We start from the raw sequence: 19,947 nt of genomic DNA, 5'->3' as shown, positions 1-19,947 counted from the left end.
CCGATCGGGACACCCTCACCCGAGCACCACGTGTCCCATGATCCGCCCGGGCAGCAGGGTGAACAGCCCGGTGATCACCAGCGCGCCGAGATAGAGCCCGATCATGGTCCAGCGGTGGGCCGCGATGTCGCCCCGCCGCGCGGCGAGCACCGCACGGACGAGAAGGGCGAGCGAAAGCACCGACAGGAGGTGGATCCAGCTGAATGGCCCGACCTGACGCAGGCTCGAGATGCCGAAGGAGCTGAGCGCCACCACAGCCATCAGGCCGACCCACATCATGCCCATCCACCGGTGCCGCCCTCCGCCGCACGGCAGGACGAACTGCACCGCCCCGAGCAGCAGGGCTGCGATCGCCGCCGCGGCATGGGCCTGGATCATCGGCGAGGCCTGGAGGAGCGGCTGGAGCGTCACGGCGAACCCCGATCCAAGGCATGCGGCGGCACCCGCGACTTGCGGCTCTGTCCGACACGCTTATGTTGACAGGCGCAACATACGGGACATGTGGACGTTGTCAACATCCGAGGACGGCAGCGCCTATCATCACGGCGACTTGCGCCGCAGCCTGATCGCGGCGGCGCGCGAGTTGCTGCGATCCGGCGGCGTCGAGGCTGTCACCTTGCGCGAGGCGGCGCGGCTGGCGGGCGTGTCGCACAACGCTCCGTACCGCCACTTCGCCAGCCGCGAGGCGCTGCTGGCGGCGCTGGCGGCGGAGGGGTTCCGGGAGTTGCGCCGGGCGCTCGACGCGGCGGGAAGCCGGGCCGAGCCGGCAGGCCGGCTCACCGCCCTAGGCCGGGCCTATCTGCACTTCGCCAATGCGGATCGGGCGACCTTCCGGCTGATGTTCGGCGGCGTGGTCGATGGCGCCGCGCATCCCGATCTCGCGGAGGCCTCGGGCTCCGCGTTCGGGGCGTTGCGAAACGTGGTGGCCGCGCGCGAGCCCTCAGCCCCCGCCGAGCGCGAGGCCCTGCGGGCCTGGGCGCTGGTGCATGGCCTCGCCCATCTCGTCGCCGACCGGAAGATCGATGCGGCACAGGCGGAGGCCTGCCTTACATGAGAGCAATTCCGCTGTTGATCGTTCGCCCTCGAATGAGGCAGCCCAAAATCTAGGCATTTTCCCTGCCCAGGAACCGGGCTCACGATCGCGAAACAGTTGGCAGGGCTCTTGCAGTCCCTTCCCCGTCAGTCACCGACGGGGAAATTTCACGATGCCGCTGCTCACCCGCCCGCTCCTGCGCCGGTCCGCGCTCGGGCGAACCCTGTCCGGGCTCGCCCTCGCCCTCGCGCTGGTGGGGCCCGCGAGCGCGCAGGGCGTGCTGCGCATCGGCATGACCGCCTCGGACATCCCGCTCACCACCGGCCAGGCCGACAATGGCGGCGAGGGCATGCGGTTTGCCGGCTATACGATCTACGACGCCCTCATCAACTGGGACCTCAGCCGGTCCGACAAGGCCTCCGACCTGACGCCCGGGTTGGCCACCTCCTGGACGATCGATCCGGCCGACAAGACCCGCTGGACCTTCAAGCTCCGCCCCGGCGTGACCTTCCATGACGGTTCGGCCTTCGACGCCAATGCGGTGGTGTGGAACCTCGACAAGCTTCTGAAGCAGGACAGCCCGCAATTCGATCCGCGCCAATCGGCGCAGGGCCGCACCCGCATCCCGGCGGTCGCGTCGTACAAGGCGGTCGATCCGATGACGGTGGAGATCGTCACCAAGAACCCGGACGCCACCTTCCCCTATCAGATCGCCTGGATCCTGATGTCGTCTCCCGCCAACTGGGAGAAGCAGGGCAAGAGCTGGGACGCCGTCGCCAAGTCGCCCTCGGGCACCGGTCCCTGGAAGGTGACCGGCTTCGTCCCGCGCGAGCGCCTGGAACTGGCCCCGAACAAGGAATACTGGGACAAGGGCCGGGTTCCGAAGCTCGACCGCATGGTCCTGGTGCCGCTCCCCGAGGCCAATGCCCGGGTGGCCGCGCTCCGCTCGGGCCAGGTCGACTGGATCGAGGCGCCGGCGCCGGACGCGGTGGCCTCGCTCAAGGCGGCGGGCTTTGCGCTGGTCACCAACCTCTACCCGCATAACTGGACCTGGCACCTGTCGCGGGCCGAGGGCTCGCCGTGGAACGACATCCGGGTGCGCAAGGCCGCGAACCTCGCCGTCGACCGCGAGGGCCTGAAGGAGTTCCTGGGCGGCCTCGCCACCCCGGCGGAGGGCTTCCTGACCCCCGGCCATCCGTGGTTCGGCAAGCCCACCTTCAAGCTCTCGTATGATCCGGAGGCGGCCAAGAAGCTCCTGAAGGAAGCGGGCTTCAGCCCGAGCAAGCCGCTCGTCACCAAGATCCTGATCTCGGCCTCGGGCTCGGGCCAGATGCAGCCGCTGCCGATGAACGAGTTCATCCAGCAGAACCTCGCGGAAGTCGGCATCAAGGTCGATTACGAGGTCGTGGAATGGAACACGCTGATCAACATCTGGCGGGCCGGCTCCAAGTCCGATAGCGCGCGGGGCGGCACCGCGATGAACTACTCCTACCTGATCCAGGACCCGTTCACCGCCTTCATCCGCCACGCCCAGTGCAACCTGGCGCCGCCGAACGGCACCAACTGGGGCTATTACTGCGATCCGGCGATGGACAAGCTGTTCGATCAGGTCCGCACGACCTTCGATCCGAAGGAGCAAGTCGGGGTGTTGCAGAAGATCCACGAGAAGTTCGTGGATGACGCGCTGTTCCTGATGGTCACCCACGACGTCAATCCGCGGGCGATGAGCAAGAAGGTCCAGGGCTTCGTCCAGGCGCAGAGCTGGTTCCAGGATTTCTCGCCGATCACCATGGCGAAATAGACAAAAAACCATTCGGAGTGGTTTGAAAAAACATAGAGCCAGTCGATTTTCGCTCCCCCACCCGCGACCTCATCCTGAGGTGTCAGTCCATCAACGATGGGCTGACCTCGAAGGAGGGCTCCAGGGATCGCGAGGCTTCTGGAGCCCTCCTTCGAGGCCTCCGCTTCGCTCCGGCACCTCAGGATGAGGTTCAGGGTGGGACAGACCGCATGACGACAGTCTGACACATCACGACCCCGCCCGGCCCCCGGCAGGCCATGACCCCGACAACCGGCGCCGCCCCATGATCCTCTTCATCCTCAAGCGCATCGGCTACGCCGCCCCGGTCGCCCTGGGCGTCAGCCTGGTGTGCTTCCTCCTCGTCCACCTCGCCCCCGGCGATCCCCTGAGCGCGATCCTGCCGGTGGACGCCACCGCCGAGATGCAGGCGCAGATGCGGTCGGCCTACGGCTTCGACAAGCCGCTGCCGGTGCAGTACGGCCTGTGGCTCTGGAAGATCCTGCACGGCGATCTCGGCACCTCGATCGCCACCGGCCGGCCGGTCCTGGCGGAGGTCGGCCGCGCCGTCGGCAACAGCCTGATCCTGGCCTCCGTCGCGACGCTGATCGGCTTCACCTTCGGCACCTTCTTCGGCTTCGTCGCCGGCTATGCCCGGGATTCCTGGCTCGACCGGGTCGCCTCGTCGATCGCGGTGTTCGGGGTCAGCGTGCCGCATTACTGGCTCGGCATCGTGCTGGTGATCGTGTTCTCGGCCACCCTCGGCTGGCTGCCGCCGACCGGCGCGGGGCCGCAGGGCTCGGGCAACTGGGTCCCGGACATCGAGCACCTGCGCTACATCCTGCTGCCCGCCATCACCATGTCGGTGATCCCCATGGGGGTGATCTCGCGCACGGTCCGGGCGCTCGTCGGCGACATCCTGCACCAGGACTTCGTGCAGGCCTTGCGCGCCAAGGGCCTGTCGGAATTGGGCGTCTTCCGCCACGTGGTCAAGAACGCGGCGCCGACCGCCATCGCCATCATGGGCTTGCAGCTCGGCTACCTGCTCGGCGGCTCGATCCTGATCGAGACGGTGTTCGCCTGGCCGGGCACCGGCTTCCTCCTCAACGCCGCGATCTTCCAGCGCGACCTGCCGCTCCTGCAAGGCACGATCCTGGTGCTGGCGATGTTCTTCGTCACCCTCAACCTCCTGGTCGACGTGGTGCAGACCGCCCTCGACCCCCGCATCGAGAGGGCCTGATCCGATGTCGATCCAGACCTCGCTGACCGGCGATCCCGTCGCCTCCGTCCCGACGCCCGAGATTCCGGCCGTGGCGTCCCGCGGCTACTGGGGCAGCGTGCTGCGGCGGCTCGCCCGCGATCCGGTGGCGATGGCCGCCGGCCTCGTGATCCTCGCCATCGTGCTCGCGGCGATCTTCGCGCCGCTGATCGCCCCGATGGACCCGTTCAAGGGTTCGATGGTCCGGCGCCTGCGCCACGTCGGCGACGCGACCTACTGGCTCGGCTCGGACGAGCTCGGCCGCGACATGCTCACGAGGCTCCTCTATGCCGGCCGCCTGTCGCTGTTCATGGGCGTGCTGCCGGTCGTCATCGCGTTCTTCGTCGGCTCGGGGCTCGGCATCCTGGCGGGTTATGCCGGCGGCTGGGTCAACACGCTGATCATGCGCGTGGTCGACGTGTTCTTCGCCTTTCCCTCGGTGCTGCTCGCCATCGCGCTGTCGGGCGCGCTCGGGGCCGGCATCCTGAACTCGATCGTGTCGCTGACGGTGGTGTTCGTGCCCCAGATCACCCGGGTTGCGGAAAGCGTCACGGTGCAGATCCGCAACCGCGACTACGTCGAGGCGGCCCGGGTATCTGGTGCGAACCCGTTCACGGTGGTGCGGGTGCAGGTGCTCGGCAACGTGCTGGGTCCGGTCTTCGTCTACGCCACCAGCCTGATCTCGGTCTCGATGATCCTGGCGTCGGGCCTCTCCTTCCTCGGCCTCGGCGTGAAGCCGCCGGAGCCGGAATGGGGTCTGATGCTCAACACCCTGCGCACCGCGATCTACGTCAACCCGGTCGTGGCCGCGCTCCCCGGCGTGATGATCTTCATCACGTCGATCTCGTTCAATTTGCTGTCGGACGGCCTGCGCTCGGCCATGGAGGTGCGCCAGTGACCGATCTCGATCCCCGCGACCGCGGCGGCCCCGCCCAGCCGCTGCTGACCGTCGACGGCCTGGTGAAGCACTTTCCCGGCAAGGGCGGCCTGTTCGGCAAGGGCCCGGCGGTGCGGGCCGTCGACGGCGTCGACTTCTCGGTGATGAAGGGCGAGACCCTCGGCGTCGTCGGCGAATCCGGCTGCGGCAAGTCGACGACGGCGCGGCTCCTCATGCAGATCGCCCGGCAGGACAAGGGCGAGATCGTCTTCGACGGCGAATTGCTCGGCTCCCGTGCCCTCGACCTGAAGGCCTATCGCCGCCAGGTGCAGATGGTGTTCCAGGATTCCTACGCCTCGCTCAACCCGCGCCTCACGGTCGAGGAATCGGTCGCCTTCGGGCCGCGGGCGCATGGCCTCTCGGCGGCCGCGGCGCTCGCCCGCGCCCACGACCTCTTGCGCCGGGTCGGCCTCGAGCCGCGGCGCTTCGGCGGGCGCTATCCCCACGAGGTCTCGGGCGGCCAGCGCCAGCGGGTCAACATCGCCCGGGCGCTCGCCCTCGAACCGCGCCTCCTGATCCTCGACGAGGCGGTGTCGGCCCTCGACAAATCGGTGGAGGCGCAGGTGCTGAACCTGCTCACCGACCTCAAGCAGGAATTCGGCCTGACCTACATCTTCATCTCGCACGATCTCAACGTCGTGCGCTTCATGTCCGACCGGGTGATGGTGATGTATCTCGGCCGGATCGCCGAGATCGGCCCGGCCGACGCGATCCTCGGCACCCCGCGCCACCCCTACACCGCGGCCTTGCTCGCCTCCCAGCCCTCCACCGACCCGAATGCCCGGCTGGAGGAGGCGCCGCTCACCGGCGATCCGCCGAACCCGATCAACCCGCCCCCGGGCTGCCGCTTCCACACCCGCTGCCAGTTCGCGGCGGATGTGTGCCGCACCCGCGAGCCCGGCCTCGATCCGGTCGCCCCGGCCCATTTCGCCGCCTGCCACATGGCGGCGGCGGGGTCCGGCCACCCCAAGGCGCCCGAAGTCCCGCTGGCGGCGTGAGGCAGTCATGAACGCACCCCTGCGCACGAGCGACACCACCACCTCCAACGCCCTGATCGAGGTCCGCGACCTCACGGTCGATTTCCTCGGCGGCCGCAAACCCGTCCGCGCGGTCGGCGGGGTCGATTTCTCGATCCGGGCCGGCGAGGCCCTGGCCCTGCTCGGCGAATCCGGTTCCGGCAAGTCCGTGACCCTGCGGGCCCTGATGCGGCTCCTGCCGGAATCCCGCACCCGCATCGGCGGGCACCTGCGGGTCGACGGCCATGACGTGCTCGCGCTGAAGCCGAAGGCGCTCTCGGCCTATCGCGGCGGCACCGTCGCGATGATCTTCCAGGATCCGGGCCTCGCCCTGGATCCGGTCTACCGCATCGGCGACCAGATCGCGGAGGCCGTGATGCGCCACGAGGGCGTCTCCCGTGCCGCCGGGCGGGCTCGCGCGCTCGAACTGTTCGAGCGCGTCCACATCCCGTCGCCGGCCAGGCGGCTCGACGCCTATCCGCACGAATTGTCCGGCGGCATGCGCCAGCGGGCGATGATCGCGCTGGCACTCGCCTGCCGGCCGAAGGTGCTGCTGGCCGACGAGCCGACCACGGCGCTCGATGCCACGGTGCAGATCCAGATCCTGCTGCTCCTGCGCGAATTGCAGCGCGACCTGGGGCTCGCGGTGATCTTCGTCACCCACGATGTCGGCGTGGCGGTGCAGGTCGCCGACCGGGTGGCGGTGATGTATGGCGGCCACCTCGTCGAGGTCGGCGCGAGCGGCGAGGTCATCGGCACCCCGGCCCATCCCTACACGCGGGGCCTGCTCGCCTCGCGCATCACGCCGGATTCGCCCCGGGGCGTGCGGCTGCCGACCATCCCGGGTTCCCCCCCCGACCTCGCCGACCCGCCCCCGGCTGCCCGTTCGAGCCCCGCTGCGGCCTCGTGGTGCCGGCCTGCCGGGAGGGTCTGCCGGCGCGGGTGGCGGTGACGCCGGGGCATGCGGCGCGGTGCGTGCGGGTGGGTGAGGTGGCGGCCTGAACATCGATTCACGCGGTCGCTCATATCGTTTCGATGAACTTCGCCCCGACGAAGAAGGCGGACCCTCCCGCTTTCGACGGAATACGGACTGACGGGGGAAAGAAGAAGGCTCCGGGTTACCCCTCTCCCCGCGGGCGGCAGGGTTGTCCGGGGAAAGAAAAAAGCGCGGGTTTCCCCTCTCCCCGCGGGCGGGGAGAGGCCTGAGCTCCGAAGGGGCTCAGGAAGCCCGAAGGGCGAGGGTGAGGGGGTGTTTCCGAAGGAGCCTCATCCGGAAACACCCCCTCACCCTCGCTGCGGCTTTCGCCTCCGCTCCTTTCGTCCCCGACAAGGGGGACGAAAGCCTCTCCCCGCCCGCGGGGAGAGGGATTTCCTGCGCCTCGTCTTTCCCCGGACAGCCCTGCGCGGGCGGGGAGAGGGGTAACCCGCGAAGTGGCCACCTACGGCCGCGGCCTCAGAGCCTGTTTGAGCAGGACTTCTACCCAAGACTTGAGGCGAGCGGGATCATCCTACCCTCTAACCTCATCCTGAGGTGCGAACGAAGTGAGCCTCGAAGGAGGGCTCCAGGGATCGCCGAGGCTTCTGGAGCCCTCCTTCGAGGTCAGTCGATCTGCGATCGCGTGCGATCTCTGATCGCCAACACCTCAGGATGAGGTGGAAGGGTAGGATATCTCCTGATTCTTCTCAGTTTTTGTCAAATCACTCTGCTCAAACAGGCTCTCAGGAACCGCAATGCCGCCTGCCCGCGCCCCGCGAACCCGACGATTGGCCGCGCAAGCCATCCCCCCGCCCCGCTTGACGTATCCCCTCCGCTACCCCCTCCTGTCCCGATAACAATCGTACCGGGAGGATGTCTTGAATTCCATGAAACGGCTGCTGTTGTCCGCCGGCTGCCTGGTGCTGTCGGCGGCCTCCGCCTCGGCTCAGACCACGATCAAGATCGGCGTCCTGAACGACATGTCGGGGGTCTATTCGGATATCGGCGGCAAGGGATCGGTCACCGCGGCGCAGCTGGCGGTGGAAGACTTCGCGGCGATCGACAAATCCATCCGCGTCGAGATCGTCTCCGCCGACCACCAGAACAAGCCGGATGTCGGCGCCGGCATCGCCCGGCAATGGTACGACCGGGACGGGGTCGACGCCATCTTCGATGTCCCGACCTCGTCGGTGGCGCTCGCCGTCAGCCAGGTCACCCGCGAGAAGAACAAGATCTTCGTCGATTCGGGCGCCGGCAGCACCGACCTGACCGGGGCGCAATGCTCGCCCAATACCGTCCACTGGACCTACGACACCTACGCGCTGGCGAACGGCACCGGCGGCGCCATGGTCAAGCGCGGGGGCGATTCCTGGTTCTTCCTCACCGCCGATTACGCCTTCGGGCAATCGCTCCAGAGCGAGACCGCGTCCGTTGTAACCCGCAGCGGCGGCAAGGTGCTGGGCTCGGCCAAGGTGCCGTTCCCGGCGAGCGACTTCTCGTCCTTCCTGCTCCAGGCGCAAAGCTCCGGCGCCAAGGTGATCGGGCTCGCCAATGCCGGCGGCGACACGATCAACGCCGTCAAGCAGGCGCATGAATTCGGCATCACGGAAGGCGGGCAGAAGCTCGCGGCCCTGCTGTTCTACGCCCAGGACGCCAAGGCCCTCGGCCTCGAGACCGCCAAGGGGCTGGTTCTGACGGAGGCCTTCTACTGGGACCTCAACGACGGCACCCGGGCCTTCTCGGAGCGCTTCGCCAAGCGGGCGAACGGGAACATGCCGAGCATGAACCAGGCCGGCGTCTATGGCGGGCTGATGCACTACCTGAAGGCGGTCTCGGCGACGAAGTCGAAGGACCCGAAGGCCGTGATGGAGTGGATGAAGGCCAACCCGACCGACGATCCGCTGTTCGGCAAGGGCATGATCCGGGCCGACGGCCGCACGATCCACGACATGTACCTGTTCGAGGTCAAGAAGCCGTCCGAATCCAAGGGCCCGTGGGACGTCTACAACAAGCTCGCCACCATTCCCGGCGACCAGGCGTTCAAGCCGATGAACCAGGGCGGCTGCCCCCTTGTGCCGAAGACCTGAGCGGCGAGGGCCGGGCGGCATGACGCGGCGCCGCGTCATGCCGCGTTGCGCCCCTCCCGGCCGGGGGGTAACTCCGGACCCGGATTCGAAGGACGGGAGACCAGGACGCGGTGAGCAAGGCGCCGGTGACGAAACGCGGACCGGCCAAGGGAGCAGCCAAGGCCGCCGCCGCCCCCTTCGCCGAGATCGTGATGGTGTGCGGCAAGTGCGCCAAGCGGCAGGGGCTCGGCGCCAAGGCGGTCCGGGGCGGGTTGAAGCGCGCCCTCAAGGCGGACCGGCGCGGCCGCAAGGTGCGGGTGGTCGAGACCGGCTGCCTGGGCCTGTGCCCGAAGCGCAGCCTGACGCTCGCCACCGCCGGCTCCCTCGGCGCCGGCCGGCTCCTGGTCCTCGATCCGGCGCTGGCCCCCGAGGCGATGCTGGACGCCCTGCTGCCCGCGCGGGAGACGATGCCGTGACGGCGACGCAGACCGCCGCGCGGATCGGAACGCGCCCGAGCCTGGGGCGCCGCCTGCTGCGGCGCGTGCCGCTCCTCGGCGCGGCGATCGGCGTGGTCCTGGCCCTCTGGCTCGTCGCCGCCAACGACGTCGGGGCGGTCGCGGACGCCTTCGGGCGCGTCGGCCTCCTCGGCATCTTTGCGGTGGTGCTGGTGCGGGTCGCGATCATCGGGCTGTGCGGCGTCGCCTGGGCCCGGGTCCTCACCGGCCTCGTCGGCGTCGCCGCCGGCCCGTTCGTGCTGCTGCGCTTCGTGCGCGAGGGCGTCAACGTGCTCCTGCCCGTCGCCTCGGTGGGCGGCGAGGTCCTGGGCGCGCGCCTCCTCACCTTCTGGGGCGTCACCGGCGCGGCGAGCGCCGCCGGCATCCTGGTCGACATGTTCTTCCAGGTCGTCACCCAGGCGCTGTTCGCGCTGACCGGCGTCGTGCTGCTGTCGCGGCTCGAGGGCGAGCAGGCCGCGACCCTGGCGGCGTGGTGCGCCAAAGGGCTGGCCCTGAGCGGCGTGGTGCTCGCGGCCTTCTTCGCGGTGCAGCGCTACGGCGGCGCCGCCTTCATCGAGCGCCAGGTGAGCGCGCTCGCCCGCCGCTTCGCCGCGGAAGGCGGGACCGCCCCGGCCGGCGGCGGCGTGCAGGCCTCCCTCGACGCGATCTGGGACCGCCGGCGCGGGTGGCCGCTCGCCCAGGGCCTCCTGCTCCACCTCGCCGCCTGGTTCCTCGGTGCCCTGGAGATCTGGATCGCCCTGCACTGCATCGGCATCCAGGGGGTGACCTTCGCCGAGGCGGTGGTGCTCGAATCCTTGAGTCAGGCGATCAAGTCCGCCGCCTTCCCGGTCCCGAGCGGGCTCGGGGTGCAGGAGGGCGGCTTCGTGCTCCTCGGCAGCCTGTTCGGCATCGATCCGCACACCGCGCTCGCCCTCTCGCTGGTCAAGCGGGTGCCGGACGTGGTGCTGGGCGTGCCCGGACTGATGGCCTGGCAGGCGATCGAGGCCCGGCGCGGGCTGATGGCGGCGAAGGCGGTGCCGCCGGCCGCCTGACGCGTCTCAACCCCGCGCCGCCCGGGCGAGCAGCTCCGGCGTGTCCGGGGCGTTCATCGCGCGGGCGGCGCTCTCGGCGGTGTGGCCGCCGGCGTCGCGGCGGGCCGGATCGGCCCCGCGGGCGAGCAGCGCCTCCACCATCTCGACGCGGTTGAACATCGCCGCCGTCATCAGGGCGGTGCGCCCGTCCGGCCCGGCGCCGTCGATCGCGGCTCCGCCGTCGAGGAGCGCCAGCACCGCCGGCATCGCGCCCTTGAACGCCGCCGCGGCGAGCGGGGTCTGGCCGCGGTCGTTGGCGATCTCCGGATCGGCCTTGTGCGCCATCAGCACGGCCACCGTCTCGACATGGCCGTGATAGGCCGCCAGCATCAGCAGCGTGTCGCCCTTGTCGTTGCGCAGGTTGGGCGGCAGGCCCATGCGCAGCAGTTCGGCCAGTTCCGCGTGGTGGCCGAGGCGGGCATACTGGAAGACCCGGCCCGCGAAGGCGATCGTGTCCTCGTCCAGCATCGGCTGCGCCTTTGCGCCCGGCTCCTCGTTCTGCATCGCGCTCGCATCCCTGATTCGTCGCTGCCGGATATCGGGCAGAGGGGCGGACTGCCAAGAGGACGGTTCGCCGATGCACCGAACGCCGTCCGTGCGACGGAGGGGTTAGGACGACGTTCACTACGCGACGCAGAAAGTCCGGGAGTGTCGAGATTCCGGGATGGATGTTCACGCTCACCCGGGCATCTGAAGGCACAACAAGCTTGAGCGCGAGACATCCGTGGTGACTGCCCTGTACGAGTGCATTGCCGGAAATCACGATCTCAAGCTGGTTTTTCTCGCAGCGGTTGTGTGCAACCTTGCGGCAGCAACCAGCTTGACGCTTCTCGACCATGCCCGCCTCAGTGCCCGCCGGGAGCGCCGGCTCTGGCTCGCCACCGCGGCCCTGGCGGGCGGGACCGGCATCTGGGCGACGCATTTCATCGCCATGCTGGCCTTCTCGCCCGGTCTCGCCTCGGCCTACGACATCGGCCTCACCGGCCTGTCGCTGCTGATCGGGATCGGCATGGCGGCGGCCGGATTCTGGATCGCCCTGCGGCCCGGCCTGCCGGGGGCGGCCTGGCTCGGCGGGGCGCAGATCGGGCTGGGCGTCGGCGCGATGCACTTCACCGGCATGGCGGCCTTCGAGGTGGCGGGCCGCGTCGCCTGGGATCCCGCCCTGGTCCTGGCGGCCCTGGCCGCCGGCGCCGGGTTCGGGAGCCTGGCGCTCGCCGCCACCCTGCGGGACGGCTCGGTCCGGATGAAGCTCGCCGGGGCCGGCCTGATGGTGGCGGCCATCTGCGGCCTGCACTTCACCGCGATGACCGCCGCGGTGATCACGCCCGATCCGAGCGTCGCGGTGTCGGGCACGGCGGTGCCGGCGGAGGCCCTCGCCATCGCGATCGCGCTGGCGAGCAGCACCATCCTGGTCCTCGCCTTCGCGGGCCTGTGGCTGCATCTTCGCGACGAGCGCCGCTCCGCGCTGGAGAGCGACCGGATGCGCGGGCTCGCCAATGCCGCCGCCGAGGGGCTGGTGGTCTGCGACGGCGACCGGATCGTCACCGTCAACGACAGCTTCGCCGACCTCGTCGGCCGGAAGGCGGCGGCGCTGACCGGCGCATCCCTCGCCGGCCTCCTCGCCGAGACGGAGGCGACCGACTCCGCGGAAGCGCCCGAGGCGCAGCTGCGCTGCGACGACGGCAGCCTGGTGCCGGTCCAGGTGATCCGGCGGGTCATCGACTTCGCCGGCCGGCCGCATGCCGCCCTGGCGGTGCGCGACCTGCGGGCCCGCAAGCGCGCCGAGGCGCGCATCGCCTATCTCGCCCATCACGACGCCCTGACGGGGGTGCCGAACCGCACCAGCTTCAACGCCCGGCTGGCGCAGGAGATCGCGCTCGCCCAGGCCGCCGGCCGGCCGCTGGCGGTGCTCTGCGCCGACCTCGACCGCTTCAAGGAGGTCAACGACCTGTTCGGCCACGCCGCCGGCGACGCCCTCCTGCGCGCCGTCTGCGCGGCGATCACCGCCGTGCTGAGCCCCGGCCAGATGCTGGCGCGGCTCGGCGGCGACGAGTTCGCCGTGCTGGCCCCGAACCTCGACGCGGCCGGGGCCGAGGCGCTGGGCGAGGCGATCCTGGCCGCGCTCCGGCAGGCCGAGGCCGGGCCCGTGGGCACGACCGGCGGCGTCCTGGCGGCGGCGAGCCTCGGCATCGCGCTCTTTCCCCATGACGGCGAGGATGCGCAGACCCTGATGGTCCAGGCCGACACCGCCCTCTACCGCGCCAAGCAGGAGGGCCGGGGCCGCCTGAGCTTCTACGAGGCGCGGATGGGCGTGCAGGTCCGCGAGCGGCGCCAGATCGAGCACGACCTGCGCCTTGCCGTCGAGCGGGGCGAGATGCGGGTCGTCTACCAGCCCCAGAACCGCATCGATACCGGCGAGGCGGTGGGCTTCGAGGCGCTCCTGCGCTGGGACCATCCGCTGCGCGGCAGCGTGCCGCCGAACCATTTCATCCCGATCGCCGAGGAGACCGGCACCATCCTGGATCTCGGCGAGTGGGTTCTGCGCGAGACCTGCCGCGAGGCCGCCTCGTGGGACAAGCCCCTGCGCATCGCCGTGAACGTCTCGGCGGTCCAGCTCCACGCCGCGGGCTTCGCGGAACTCGTCCACGAGGTGCTGTTCACCACCGGCCTCAAGCCCGCCCGCCTCGAGCTCGAGATCACCGAGACGGCGCTGATCCGCGACCTGCCGCGGGCGCTCGCGACCCTGCGGCGGGTCAAGGCGATGGGGGTGCGGATCGCCATGGACGATTTCGGCACCGGCTACTCGTCGTTGTCGAACCTGCGCGCCTTTCCGTTCGACAAGATCAAGATCGATTCTTCCTTCACCCGCTCCGTCGACACGAGCGAGCAGGCGGCGACGATCGTGCGCACGGTGCTCGGCCTCGGCCGCGGCCTCGGCCTGCCGGTCCTGGCCGAGGGCGTCGAGACGACCGGCGAGCTCGCCTTCCTGGGGGAAGAGGCGTGCCAGGAGGCGCAAGGCTACCTGTTCGGCCGCCCCGGTCCAATCGACGGGTTCCGGCACCTGACCACCGGCAGGCCGCCCGCCGCCGAGACGGCGGCGTGAGGGGGGAGAACCGCGAAACCGGCGGCCCGGGCTGGCCGCCGCCGGCGCGAGGCGGCATAAGCCTCGCGTGAAGGGGCCGTCCGGCCCCGCCCCTCTCCCGAGGCGAGACCTCCATGACCGTCAAGGCCGTCCCCACGCAGCCCTTCCCCGACCAGAAGCCCGGTACGTCGGGGCTGCGCAAGAAGGTGCCGGTCTTCCGCCAACCCGGCTACGTCGAGAACTTCGTCCAGGCGATCGTCGATTGCCTGCCCGACCGGGCCGGCACGACGCTCGTGGTCGGCGGCGACGGGCGCTTCCTCAACCGCGAGGTGGTGCAGACGACCGTGAAGATCGCCGCCGCCAACGGCTTCTCGCGCATCCTGGTCGGCCGCGGCGGCCTGCTCTCGACCCCGGCGGCCTCCTGCGTGATCCGCAAATACGGCGCGATCGGCGGCGTGGTCCTGTCGGCGAGCCACAATCCCGGCGGGCCCGAGGGCGATTTCGGCATCAAGTTCAACGGCCGCAACGGCGGCCCGGCGCCCGAGCCGGTGACCGAGGCGATCTTTGCCCGCACCAAGGTCATCAGCGAGTACCGCATCGTCGAGGCCGCCGACATCGACCTCGACACGCTCGGCGACGTGCGCTTGGGCGAGGCCACCGTCACGGTGATCGATCCGGTGGCGGATTACGCCGCGCTGATGGAGACGCTGATCGATTTTCCCGCCATCGCGTCCCTGTTCCGCTCCGGCTTCCGGATGCGCTTCGATGCGATGAGCGCGGTGACCGGCCCCTACGCCGTCGAGATCCTGGAGCGGCGCCTGGGAGCGCCGGCCGGCACGGTGGTCAATGCCGAGCCGCTGCCCGATTTCGGCGGCCACCATCCCGACCCGAACCCGGTCCACGCCCACGACCTGATGGTGGAGATGACCGGCCCGGACGCGCCCGATTTCGGCGCGGCGTCGGACGGCGACGGCGACCGCAACATGATCGTCGCCCCCCACCTCTTCGTCACCCCGAGCGACAGCCTGGCGATCCTCGCCGCCCACGCGCATCTGGCGCCGGGCTACAAGGCGGGCCTTGCCGGCATCGCCCGCTCGATGCCGACGAGCCGCGCCGCCGACCGGGTCGCCGCTCACCTCGGCATCCCGGCCTTCGAGACCCCGACCGGCTGGAAGTTCTTCGGCAACCTGCTCGATGCCGGGCGGATCACGCTCTGCGGCGAGGAGAGCGCCGGCACCGGCTCGAACCACGTGCGCGAGAAGGATGGCTTGTGGGCGGTGCTGCTCTGGCTCAACCTGCTCGCCGCCACCAAGACACCCGCCGACCGGGTGGTGCGCGACCATTGGGCGACGTTCGGGCGCGACTACTACGCCCGCCACGATTACGAGGAGGTCGAGAGCGCCGCGGCCGAAGGTCTGATGAAGGCCCTTCGTGACAAGCTCGCCGGGCTGCCGGGACGGAGCTTCGGGGGGCTGACCGTCGAGGCGGCGGACGACTTCGCCTATACCGACCCGGTCGACGGCTCGGTGACGGCCCGCCAGGGCGTGCGGATCCTGTTCCGCGAGGATGCCCGGGTGGTGTTCCGCCTGTCGGGCACCGGCACGGTCGGGGCGACGCTCCGGGTCTATCTCGAGCGGTTCTCGAAGGATCGGCTCGATGCGCCGACCGCCGAGATGCTGGCCCCGGTCGTCGCGGCCGCCGAGGCGATCGCGGGAATCGTGCAGCATACCGGCCGGACCGAGCCGTCGGTCGTGACGTGAGAGGAACGGCGCCGCGGCGCGAACCCTCCCCCCTCTGCGGGTGACGGCCTTCACGGGCATGATTCGGTTTGAGCGAATCGGGCGTCCTCGCGGATGAGCGGGGACGGCCGATGCGGGGGCGGGCTCGGGCGACGCGCGCACGGAATCGCCTGGTGCGTGGCTGGTTGAGCGGATCGTTGCCGCGGGCAGCGTGGGGCTGAGCACGGTTGGGCGGCAGCGAAGCCGTCACGGCCGCCGCGACGGTGCCGGCACACGGCCCGGAGCCCGATCGTCCTCGCCGACCAGGGTCGCGCCCCGCGAGGGCGGCACGGCCGGCTTGCGCAACCCTCACCCCGCCGGCAGCCCGAGCCGGCTGTCCGGGGATCGTGGCCCGCCATGGCGGCTGGAACGGGCCCGACACGCCACCCGGTCCCGAGGTCGTCGCGCGCGGCCGGGAGCGCGTCTCGGCCATGCTCGCCGGAGCTTCGCTCGCACGCGACCCATACCAATGGCCCAAGGTGCTGACGCACCGGTCCATTGACCCATCTCGAATTTTCGATGCCAAGCCAGAGGCTTGACGAAAATTCGAGAATGGAACCAAAGGTCGTTTTCAATGACCGTTGGTATCACTTCCACCGAGGCCGTCGCCACATGGGGGAGAGAGGCGCCCCACCTTTGAACTGGGGGGCGCTCGGACCGCGAGGCCCGAACGCCCCGGGCCTCTCAATTGAGCGCCGCGCTGTCCAGGCTGCGGATCGCCACGGCCTCGACGGTCGTCGTCTCGCCCCGGCGGGTGATCGTGACCGTGCGGGCCGCGGCGCCGTCCTGGCGCGGCGTCGAGACCGTGAGGCTCTGGCCGGAGGCGAGCACTGCCTCGACGCGGGAGGCCGGCGCCGCCGCCCGCGGCGCGAGGGTCACCACCACGTGGTGGCCGTCCGGCTCGGCGGTGTAATAGGCGATGCCGGCGAGCGGGCCGAGATCGAGGCTGGCCGCCCGGGCGGGCCGGAGCTCGTCCGCCTGGACCGCGCCCGCGAGGAGCGTCGCGGCGGCGAGAGTGAGGGTGAGGCGGGAGGCTGTGCGAAACGTCATGATGCGGGATGTCCGGGTTGCGGCGGGTCCGGTTCGGCCCACCCTGTTGACCCCGATATGCGCTGCAGTGCAGCATCGATCAAACAGATCGCATCGATAATGACTATTGATCATATCGATCTTTCCCGGATCGACCTCAACCTTCTGGTCGCCTTCGACGCCTTGCTCGCCGAGCGCAGCGTGACCCGGGCGGCGTCCCGCATCGGCATCGGGCAGTCGGCGATGAGTTCCGCGCTCGCGCGCCTGCGGGTCCTGTTCGGCGACGAACTCCTGACACGGGCGCCCGAGGGAATGCGGCCGACCCCGCGGGCGCTCGCGCTCGCCGAACCGGTGCGGACGGTCCTGCGCCAGGTCCAGACCCTGGTGCGCCGGGAGGAGGTCTTCGATCCCCGCACGGTTGTGCGCACCTTCACGATCAGCCTGCCCGACAGCACGGAGGTTCTGCTCGGCACCCGGCTTCTCGCCCATCTGCGGCGGGAGGCGCCGGGGATCAGCCTGCTCCTGCGCTCGGTCGACCGGGCGCACCTTCTGGAAGAGATCGATGCCGACCGGATCGACCTCGCCATCGACCTGTCGTTCCGCGGGCAGATGCACCACAAGCAGCGCCTGCTCTACCGCGACAGCTACGTCTGCCTGTTCAACGCCGCCCTGGTCGGGTTGACGCCGCCGATCTCGCTGGACGATTACCTGCGCTTCCCCCACGTGCTGACGAGCCTGCGCGGGACCGCCCACGGGGTGGTGGACGATGCGCTGGCCAGGCTCGGCCTCGCCCGCACCCTCGCGGTCACCTCGCCGCGCTTCGTGGCGGTGCCGTTCCTGGTGCGCAGCGCCCCGGTGCTCACCACCATGCATGCCCGCCTGGCGCATCTCTTCGCCGAGACCCTCGGGCTGACGGTGAGCCCCGCGCCGGTCCCCCTCGACGACGTGGCGGTCGGGATGCTCTGGCATGCCTCCTACGACGACGATCCGGCCCATCGCTGGCTGCGCGACCTGCTGCGGCGCCTGGCGGAGGAGGCGCCGGTCGTCGCCTGACGCTTTCCCTGTCCCCGGGCCCTGCCGGAACCGCGCGCGAGCCGCTATGCTGGCGGGATTCGTTCCCGACGTGAACCGACCCGGACCCTTCGACGTGCGCCTGACCCAGATCACCCACCACGACCTCGACGGCTACGGCGCCGCGACCCTCGTCGCCTCCTATGCCGAGCCCGCCCGGATCGTGCACGTGCCGCGCTACGGCGATGTCGGTCCCGTCGTCGACGACGAGTTGAAGCGGCTGACCAAGACCAAGGCGGCCGAGATGGTGCTGATCACCGATCTCGGCATCGAGGAGCCGACGATCGCCTTCCTGCGCCGCTTCGCGGCCATGAACCGCAAGCGCGAGCCGGAGGCCCAGCACCGGCTGATCGTCCTCGACCACCACACCTCCTCGATCGACCAGATGCGGCGCCAGAACCTGGAGCCGAAGCCCGACGCCGACAATCCGCGCCTGTCGCGGTTCGACCTCGGCGATCCGTCGGTCACGGTGCTGATCGACGAGAATTCCAGCGCGACCAGGATGGTCGACACCCACCGCGCCCTGTTCGCCACCCGCGAGGCCGATCCGGCCCGGGCCGAGGATCTGGCGCTGCTGGTGGCCTCCGTCGACGCCCTCGACCTCTGGCGCAAGGAGGATCCGCATTTCCCCGGCGGCTTCGCCCTCGACGAGATCTTCTGGGACAATGTCGGCACCCTGGTGCCGGTCGGGCATCCCGCGCACGACCCCTTCGTCGCCCGCCTGCTGCTCGAGGCGACCGCCAAGCTCCGCGCCGGCGCGACCCCGGCCGAGCTGGAACGCGCCGTGCCGGCGATCCGCGGCGCGATCGTCGACGACCTGATGCGCGACGCGCCCGACGACGATGCCCGCCTGACCACCCGGCAGCGGATGGCCCGGGCGCTCGCCCGCTCCGACGCCCTGTTCCACGCGCTGCCCGACGGCACCCTCCTGTCCTTCGCCCTCGATGCCGGCACCTTCCAGCGGGTCTCCGACCTGGTGATGGCGAGCGGGCGGGCCAAGCGCCTCGTCAACGTGCAGCGCGCCGGCACCCTGTCGTTCCGCTCGATCGACGGCACCGCCCTCGACGGCGCCCGCCTGTTCCGCGGCGGCGGCCACCAGGACGCCGCCGGCGGCAAGCTGCCGAGCGGCACCGCCTTCTCGCTCGGCGATGCCGTGGCCCAGGTCGAGCCGGTGCTCAACCCGCCGAAGAGCGCCGCCGCCAACAGCCCGTTCGCGGCGCTGAAGAACTGGAAGGGCTGAAACCCTGCCTCAGCGCAGGGCCGTCAGCAGGCGGCCCTGCACCGGCGACCAGGTGAAGGTGCCGCCCGTCGCGACCAGGTCCTCGGCGTGGACGAGCCCGACCTGGTCGTGGCGGCTGTCGAGGCTGTTGTCCCGGTTGTCGCCGAGCACGAACACCGCGCCGGGCGGGATCGTCCGCGGCGGCAGGTCCCGCACGCCGGCGGCCTCGTCGAGCCGGGCGATGCGGTAGCCGGGGCTGCCCGGCAGCCGTTCGACGACAACGCGTGCCGTCTGGCCGCTCCCGACCGTGATGCTCCCCTCCGCCTCCTCCGGCACAGGCCGGCCGTTCAGGATCAGGGACCCGTTCGTCATCGCGACGGTGTCACCGGGCAGGGCGACCGCGCGCTTGACGTAGACCTTGTCGGGGGACGCCTTCGGCCTGAACATCACGATGTCGCCCCGGGCCGGAAAGGGGCGGTCCGGGCGGGCATCCGACAGGAACACGTCGCCCACCACCAGGCCGGGATTCATCGAGGCGGAGGGAATGGAGAACGAGCGCCAGCCGAACGGCAGCGTGGAATCCAGCCCGGCCTGGAGCGGGACGACCACGAGGGCCGCGAGCCAGGCCGAGCGCCACCAGGGCGGCCGGGGCCGCGTGGCGGACGACCGGGCCCGCCGCATCGCATCGAGGGCGGTGCCGATCCAGACCAGGATGGCGAGCGCGAGCAGGACCAGCCACGCCGTCACCACCGGCGGCGTCGGCGGCCACAGGGCGGTGATCCCGCACAGGACCACCGTCGCGACGGTCCAGACGACCACCAGGGCCGCGCCGAGCGGCCAGGCCCGCGCGCGGACATGGCCGAGCCCGGGGCAGATCAGCGAGAGCAGGCCGGCGAGGGCCATGCCGCCCCAGCGGCGCAGGCGGTTCGGTGGCGGCGCGGTCGGATCGGTCATCGGTCTCCTGTCGGCGGGAGGGCCGGGCGGTCCCGCCGTCGCCAAGCGCCCTCGCGATCTTGGGAGAGGATGATGAACGGGCCGTATCGCGCTTAGGATCCCGCGCGTGCCGCCCCCCCGATCGCCGCACCGGCCGGATGGGAGA

At 70.7% G+C, this 19,947-nt stretch carries 16 protein-coding genes and 1 pseudogene; 13 read left to right on the top strand and 4 right to left on the bottom strand.

All coding sequences use genetic code 11. From position 1 onward, the window contains the following. Positions 1–15: 15 nt before the first annotated feature. Entirely contained in the window at positions 16–411 is a 396-nt protein-coding gene (locus F1D61_RS20365) for a DUF2306 domain-containing protein (RefSeq protein ID WP_203153603.1), read from the bottom strand. Between the two features lie 97 nt (positions 412–508). On the opposite strand from F1D61_RS20365, the gene F1D61_RS20360 reads away from it, so the two are divergent. The 9 genes and pseudogenes from F1D61_RS20360 to F1D61_RS20320 all read left to right on the top strand — a co-directional run bounded on the left by F1D61_RS20360 (position 509) and on the right by F1D61_RS20320 (position 10,630). Next, complete coding sequence (locus F1D61_RS20360) at positions 509–1,054, top strand: TetR/AcrR family transcriptional regulator (RefSeq protein ID WP_203153601.1); 546 nt, start codon at positions 509–511, stop codon at positions 1,052–1,054. 151 nt (positions 1,055–1,205) lie between these two features. Continuing rightward, on the top strand, positions 1,206–2,834 hold the full coding sequence (locus tag F1D61_RS20355) for an ABC transporter substrate-binding protein (RefSeq protein ID WP_203153599.1): 1,629 nt from the start codon (positions 1,206–1,208) through the stop codon (positions 2,832–2,834). Positions 2,835–3,117: 283 nt separating this feature from the next. Beyond that, positions 3,118–4,071 (top strand): ABC transporter permease, encoded by a 954-nt coding sequence (locus F1D61_RS20350; protein WP_203153597.1) that lies wholly within the window; start codon positions 3,118–3,120, stop codon positions 4,069–4,071. Between the two features lie 4 nt (positions 4,072–4,075). Continuing rightward, positions 4,076–4,987 carry an ABC transporter permease gene (locus tag F1D61_RS20345; RefSeq protein WP_203153595.1) on the top strand — a complete coding sequence of 304 codons (912 nt, stop codon included), beginning with the start codon at positions 4,076–4,078 and terminating at the stop codon, positions 4,985–4,987. Continuing rightward, the gene (locus F1D61_RS20340; RefSeq protein ID WP_203153587.1) at positions 4,984–6,024 is read left to right on the top strand and encodes an ABC transporter ATP-binding protein; all 1,041 of its coding nucleotides are present in this window, start codon (positions 4,984–4,986) and stop codon (positions 6,022–6,024) included. Before F1D61_RS20345 ends, F1D61_RS20340 begins: the two co-directional genes overlap by 4 nt. Before the next feature lie 7 nt (positions 6,025–6,031). Continuing rightward, positions 6,032–7,044 (top strand): annotated as a pseudogene (locus F1D61_RS20335) (ABC transporter ATP-binding protein). Between the two features lie 861 nt (positions 7,045–7,905). Next, positions 7,906–9,105, top strand: coding sequence for an ABC transporter substrate-binding protein (locus F1D61_RS20330; protein WP_203153585.1), 1,200 nt, complete (start codon positions 7,906–7,908; stop codon positions 9,103–9,105). Between the two features lie 110 nt (positions 9,106–9,215). After that, on the top strand, positions 9,216–9,560 hold the full coding sequence (locus F1D61_RS20325) for a (2Fe-2S) ferredoxin domain-containing protein (protein WP_246775436.1): 345 nt from the start codon (positions 9,216–9,218) through the stop codon (positions 9,558–9,560). After that, positions 9,557–10,630 carry a lysylphosphatidylglycerol synthase domain-containing protein gene (locus F1D61_RS20320; protein WP_246775435.1) on the top strand — a complete coding sequence of 358 codons (1,074 nt, stop codon included), beginning with the start codon at positions 9,557–9,559 and terminating at the stop codon, positions 10,628–10,630. Before F1D61_RS20325 ends, F1D61_RS20320 begins: the two co-directional genes overlap by 4 nt. 6 nt (positions 10,631–10,636) lie before the next feature. Here the strand turns inward: F1D61_RS20320 and F1D61_RS20315 are convergent, their stop codons facing one another. Then, on the bottom strand, positions 10,637–11,173 hold the full coding sequence (locus F1D61_RS20315) for an ankyrin repeat domain-containing protein (protein ID WP_203153583.1): 537 nt from the start codon (positions 11,171–11,173) through the stop codon (positions 10,637–10,639). A gap of 316 nt (positions 11,174–11,489) precedes the next feature. Here F1D61_RS20315 and F1D61_RS20310 point away from each other — a divergent pair, with 316 nt between their 5' ends. Continuing rightward, positions 11,490–13,772, top strand: coding sequence for an EAL domain-containing protein (locus tag F1D61_RS20310; protein WP_246775434.1), 2,283 nt, complete (start codon positions 11,490–11,492; stop codon positions 13,770–13,772). A gap of 113 nt (positions 13,773–13,885) precedes the next feature. Next, positions 13,886–15,511 carry an alpha-D-glucose phosphate-specific phosphoglucomutase gene (locus F1D61_RS20305; RefSeq protein WP_203153581.1) on the top strand — a complete coding sequence of 542 codons (1,626 nt, stop codon included), beginning with the start codon at positions 13,886–13,888 and terminating at the stop codon, positions 15,509–15,511. A 702-nt stretch (positions 15,512–16,213) separates the two neighbouring features. Here the strand turns inward: F1D61_RS20305 and F1D61_RS20300 are convergent. Next, positions 16,214–16,579, bottom strand: coding sequence for a hypothetical protein (locus F1D61_RS20300; RefSeq protein ID WP_203153579.1), 366 nt, complete (start codon positions 16,577–16,579; stop codon positions 16,214–16,216). Between the two features lie 99 nt (positions 16,580–16,678). Between F1D61_RS20300 and F1D61_RS20295 the strand changes: the two genes are divergently transcribed. Continuing rightward, positions 16,679–17,611: a LysR family transcriptional regulator gene (locus F1D61_RS20295; RefSeq protein WP_203153577.1), complete on the top strand. Its 933-nt coding sequence runs from the start codon at positions 16,679–16,681 to the stop codon at positions 17,609–17,611. Positions 17,612–17,705: 94 nt separating this feature from the next. Next, positions 17,706–18,869: a dimethylmenaquinone methyltransferase gene (locus F1D61_RS20290; RefSeq protein WP_203159176.1), complete on the top strand. Its 1,164-nt coding sequence runs from the start codon at positions 17,706–17,708 to the stop codon at positions 18,867–18,869. Positions 18,870–18,878: 9 nt separating this feature from the next. On the opposite strand, the gene lepB is transcribed toward F1D61_RS20290, so the two are convergent. Further along, the gene (gene lepB, locus F1D61_RS20285) at positions 18,879–19,802 is read right to left on the bottom strand and encodes a signal peptidase I (RefSeq protein ID WP_203153575.1); all 924 of its coding nucleotides are present in this window, start codon (positions 19,800–19,802) and stop codon (positions 18,879–18,881) included. Between the last annotated feature and the right edge of the window lie 145 nt (positions 19,803–19,947).

It is taken from the genome of Methylobacterium aquaticum, from assembly GCF_016804325.1.
GTDB classification, from domain to species: Bacteria; Pseudomonadota; Alphaproteobacteria; order Rhizobiales; family Beijerinckiaceae; genus Methylobacterium; species Methylobacterium aquaticum_C.
The sequence above is the reverse complement of the archived record's forward strand: the minus strand, read 5'-3'. Positions and strand labels throughout refer to the sequence as shown.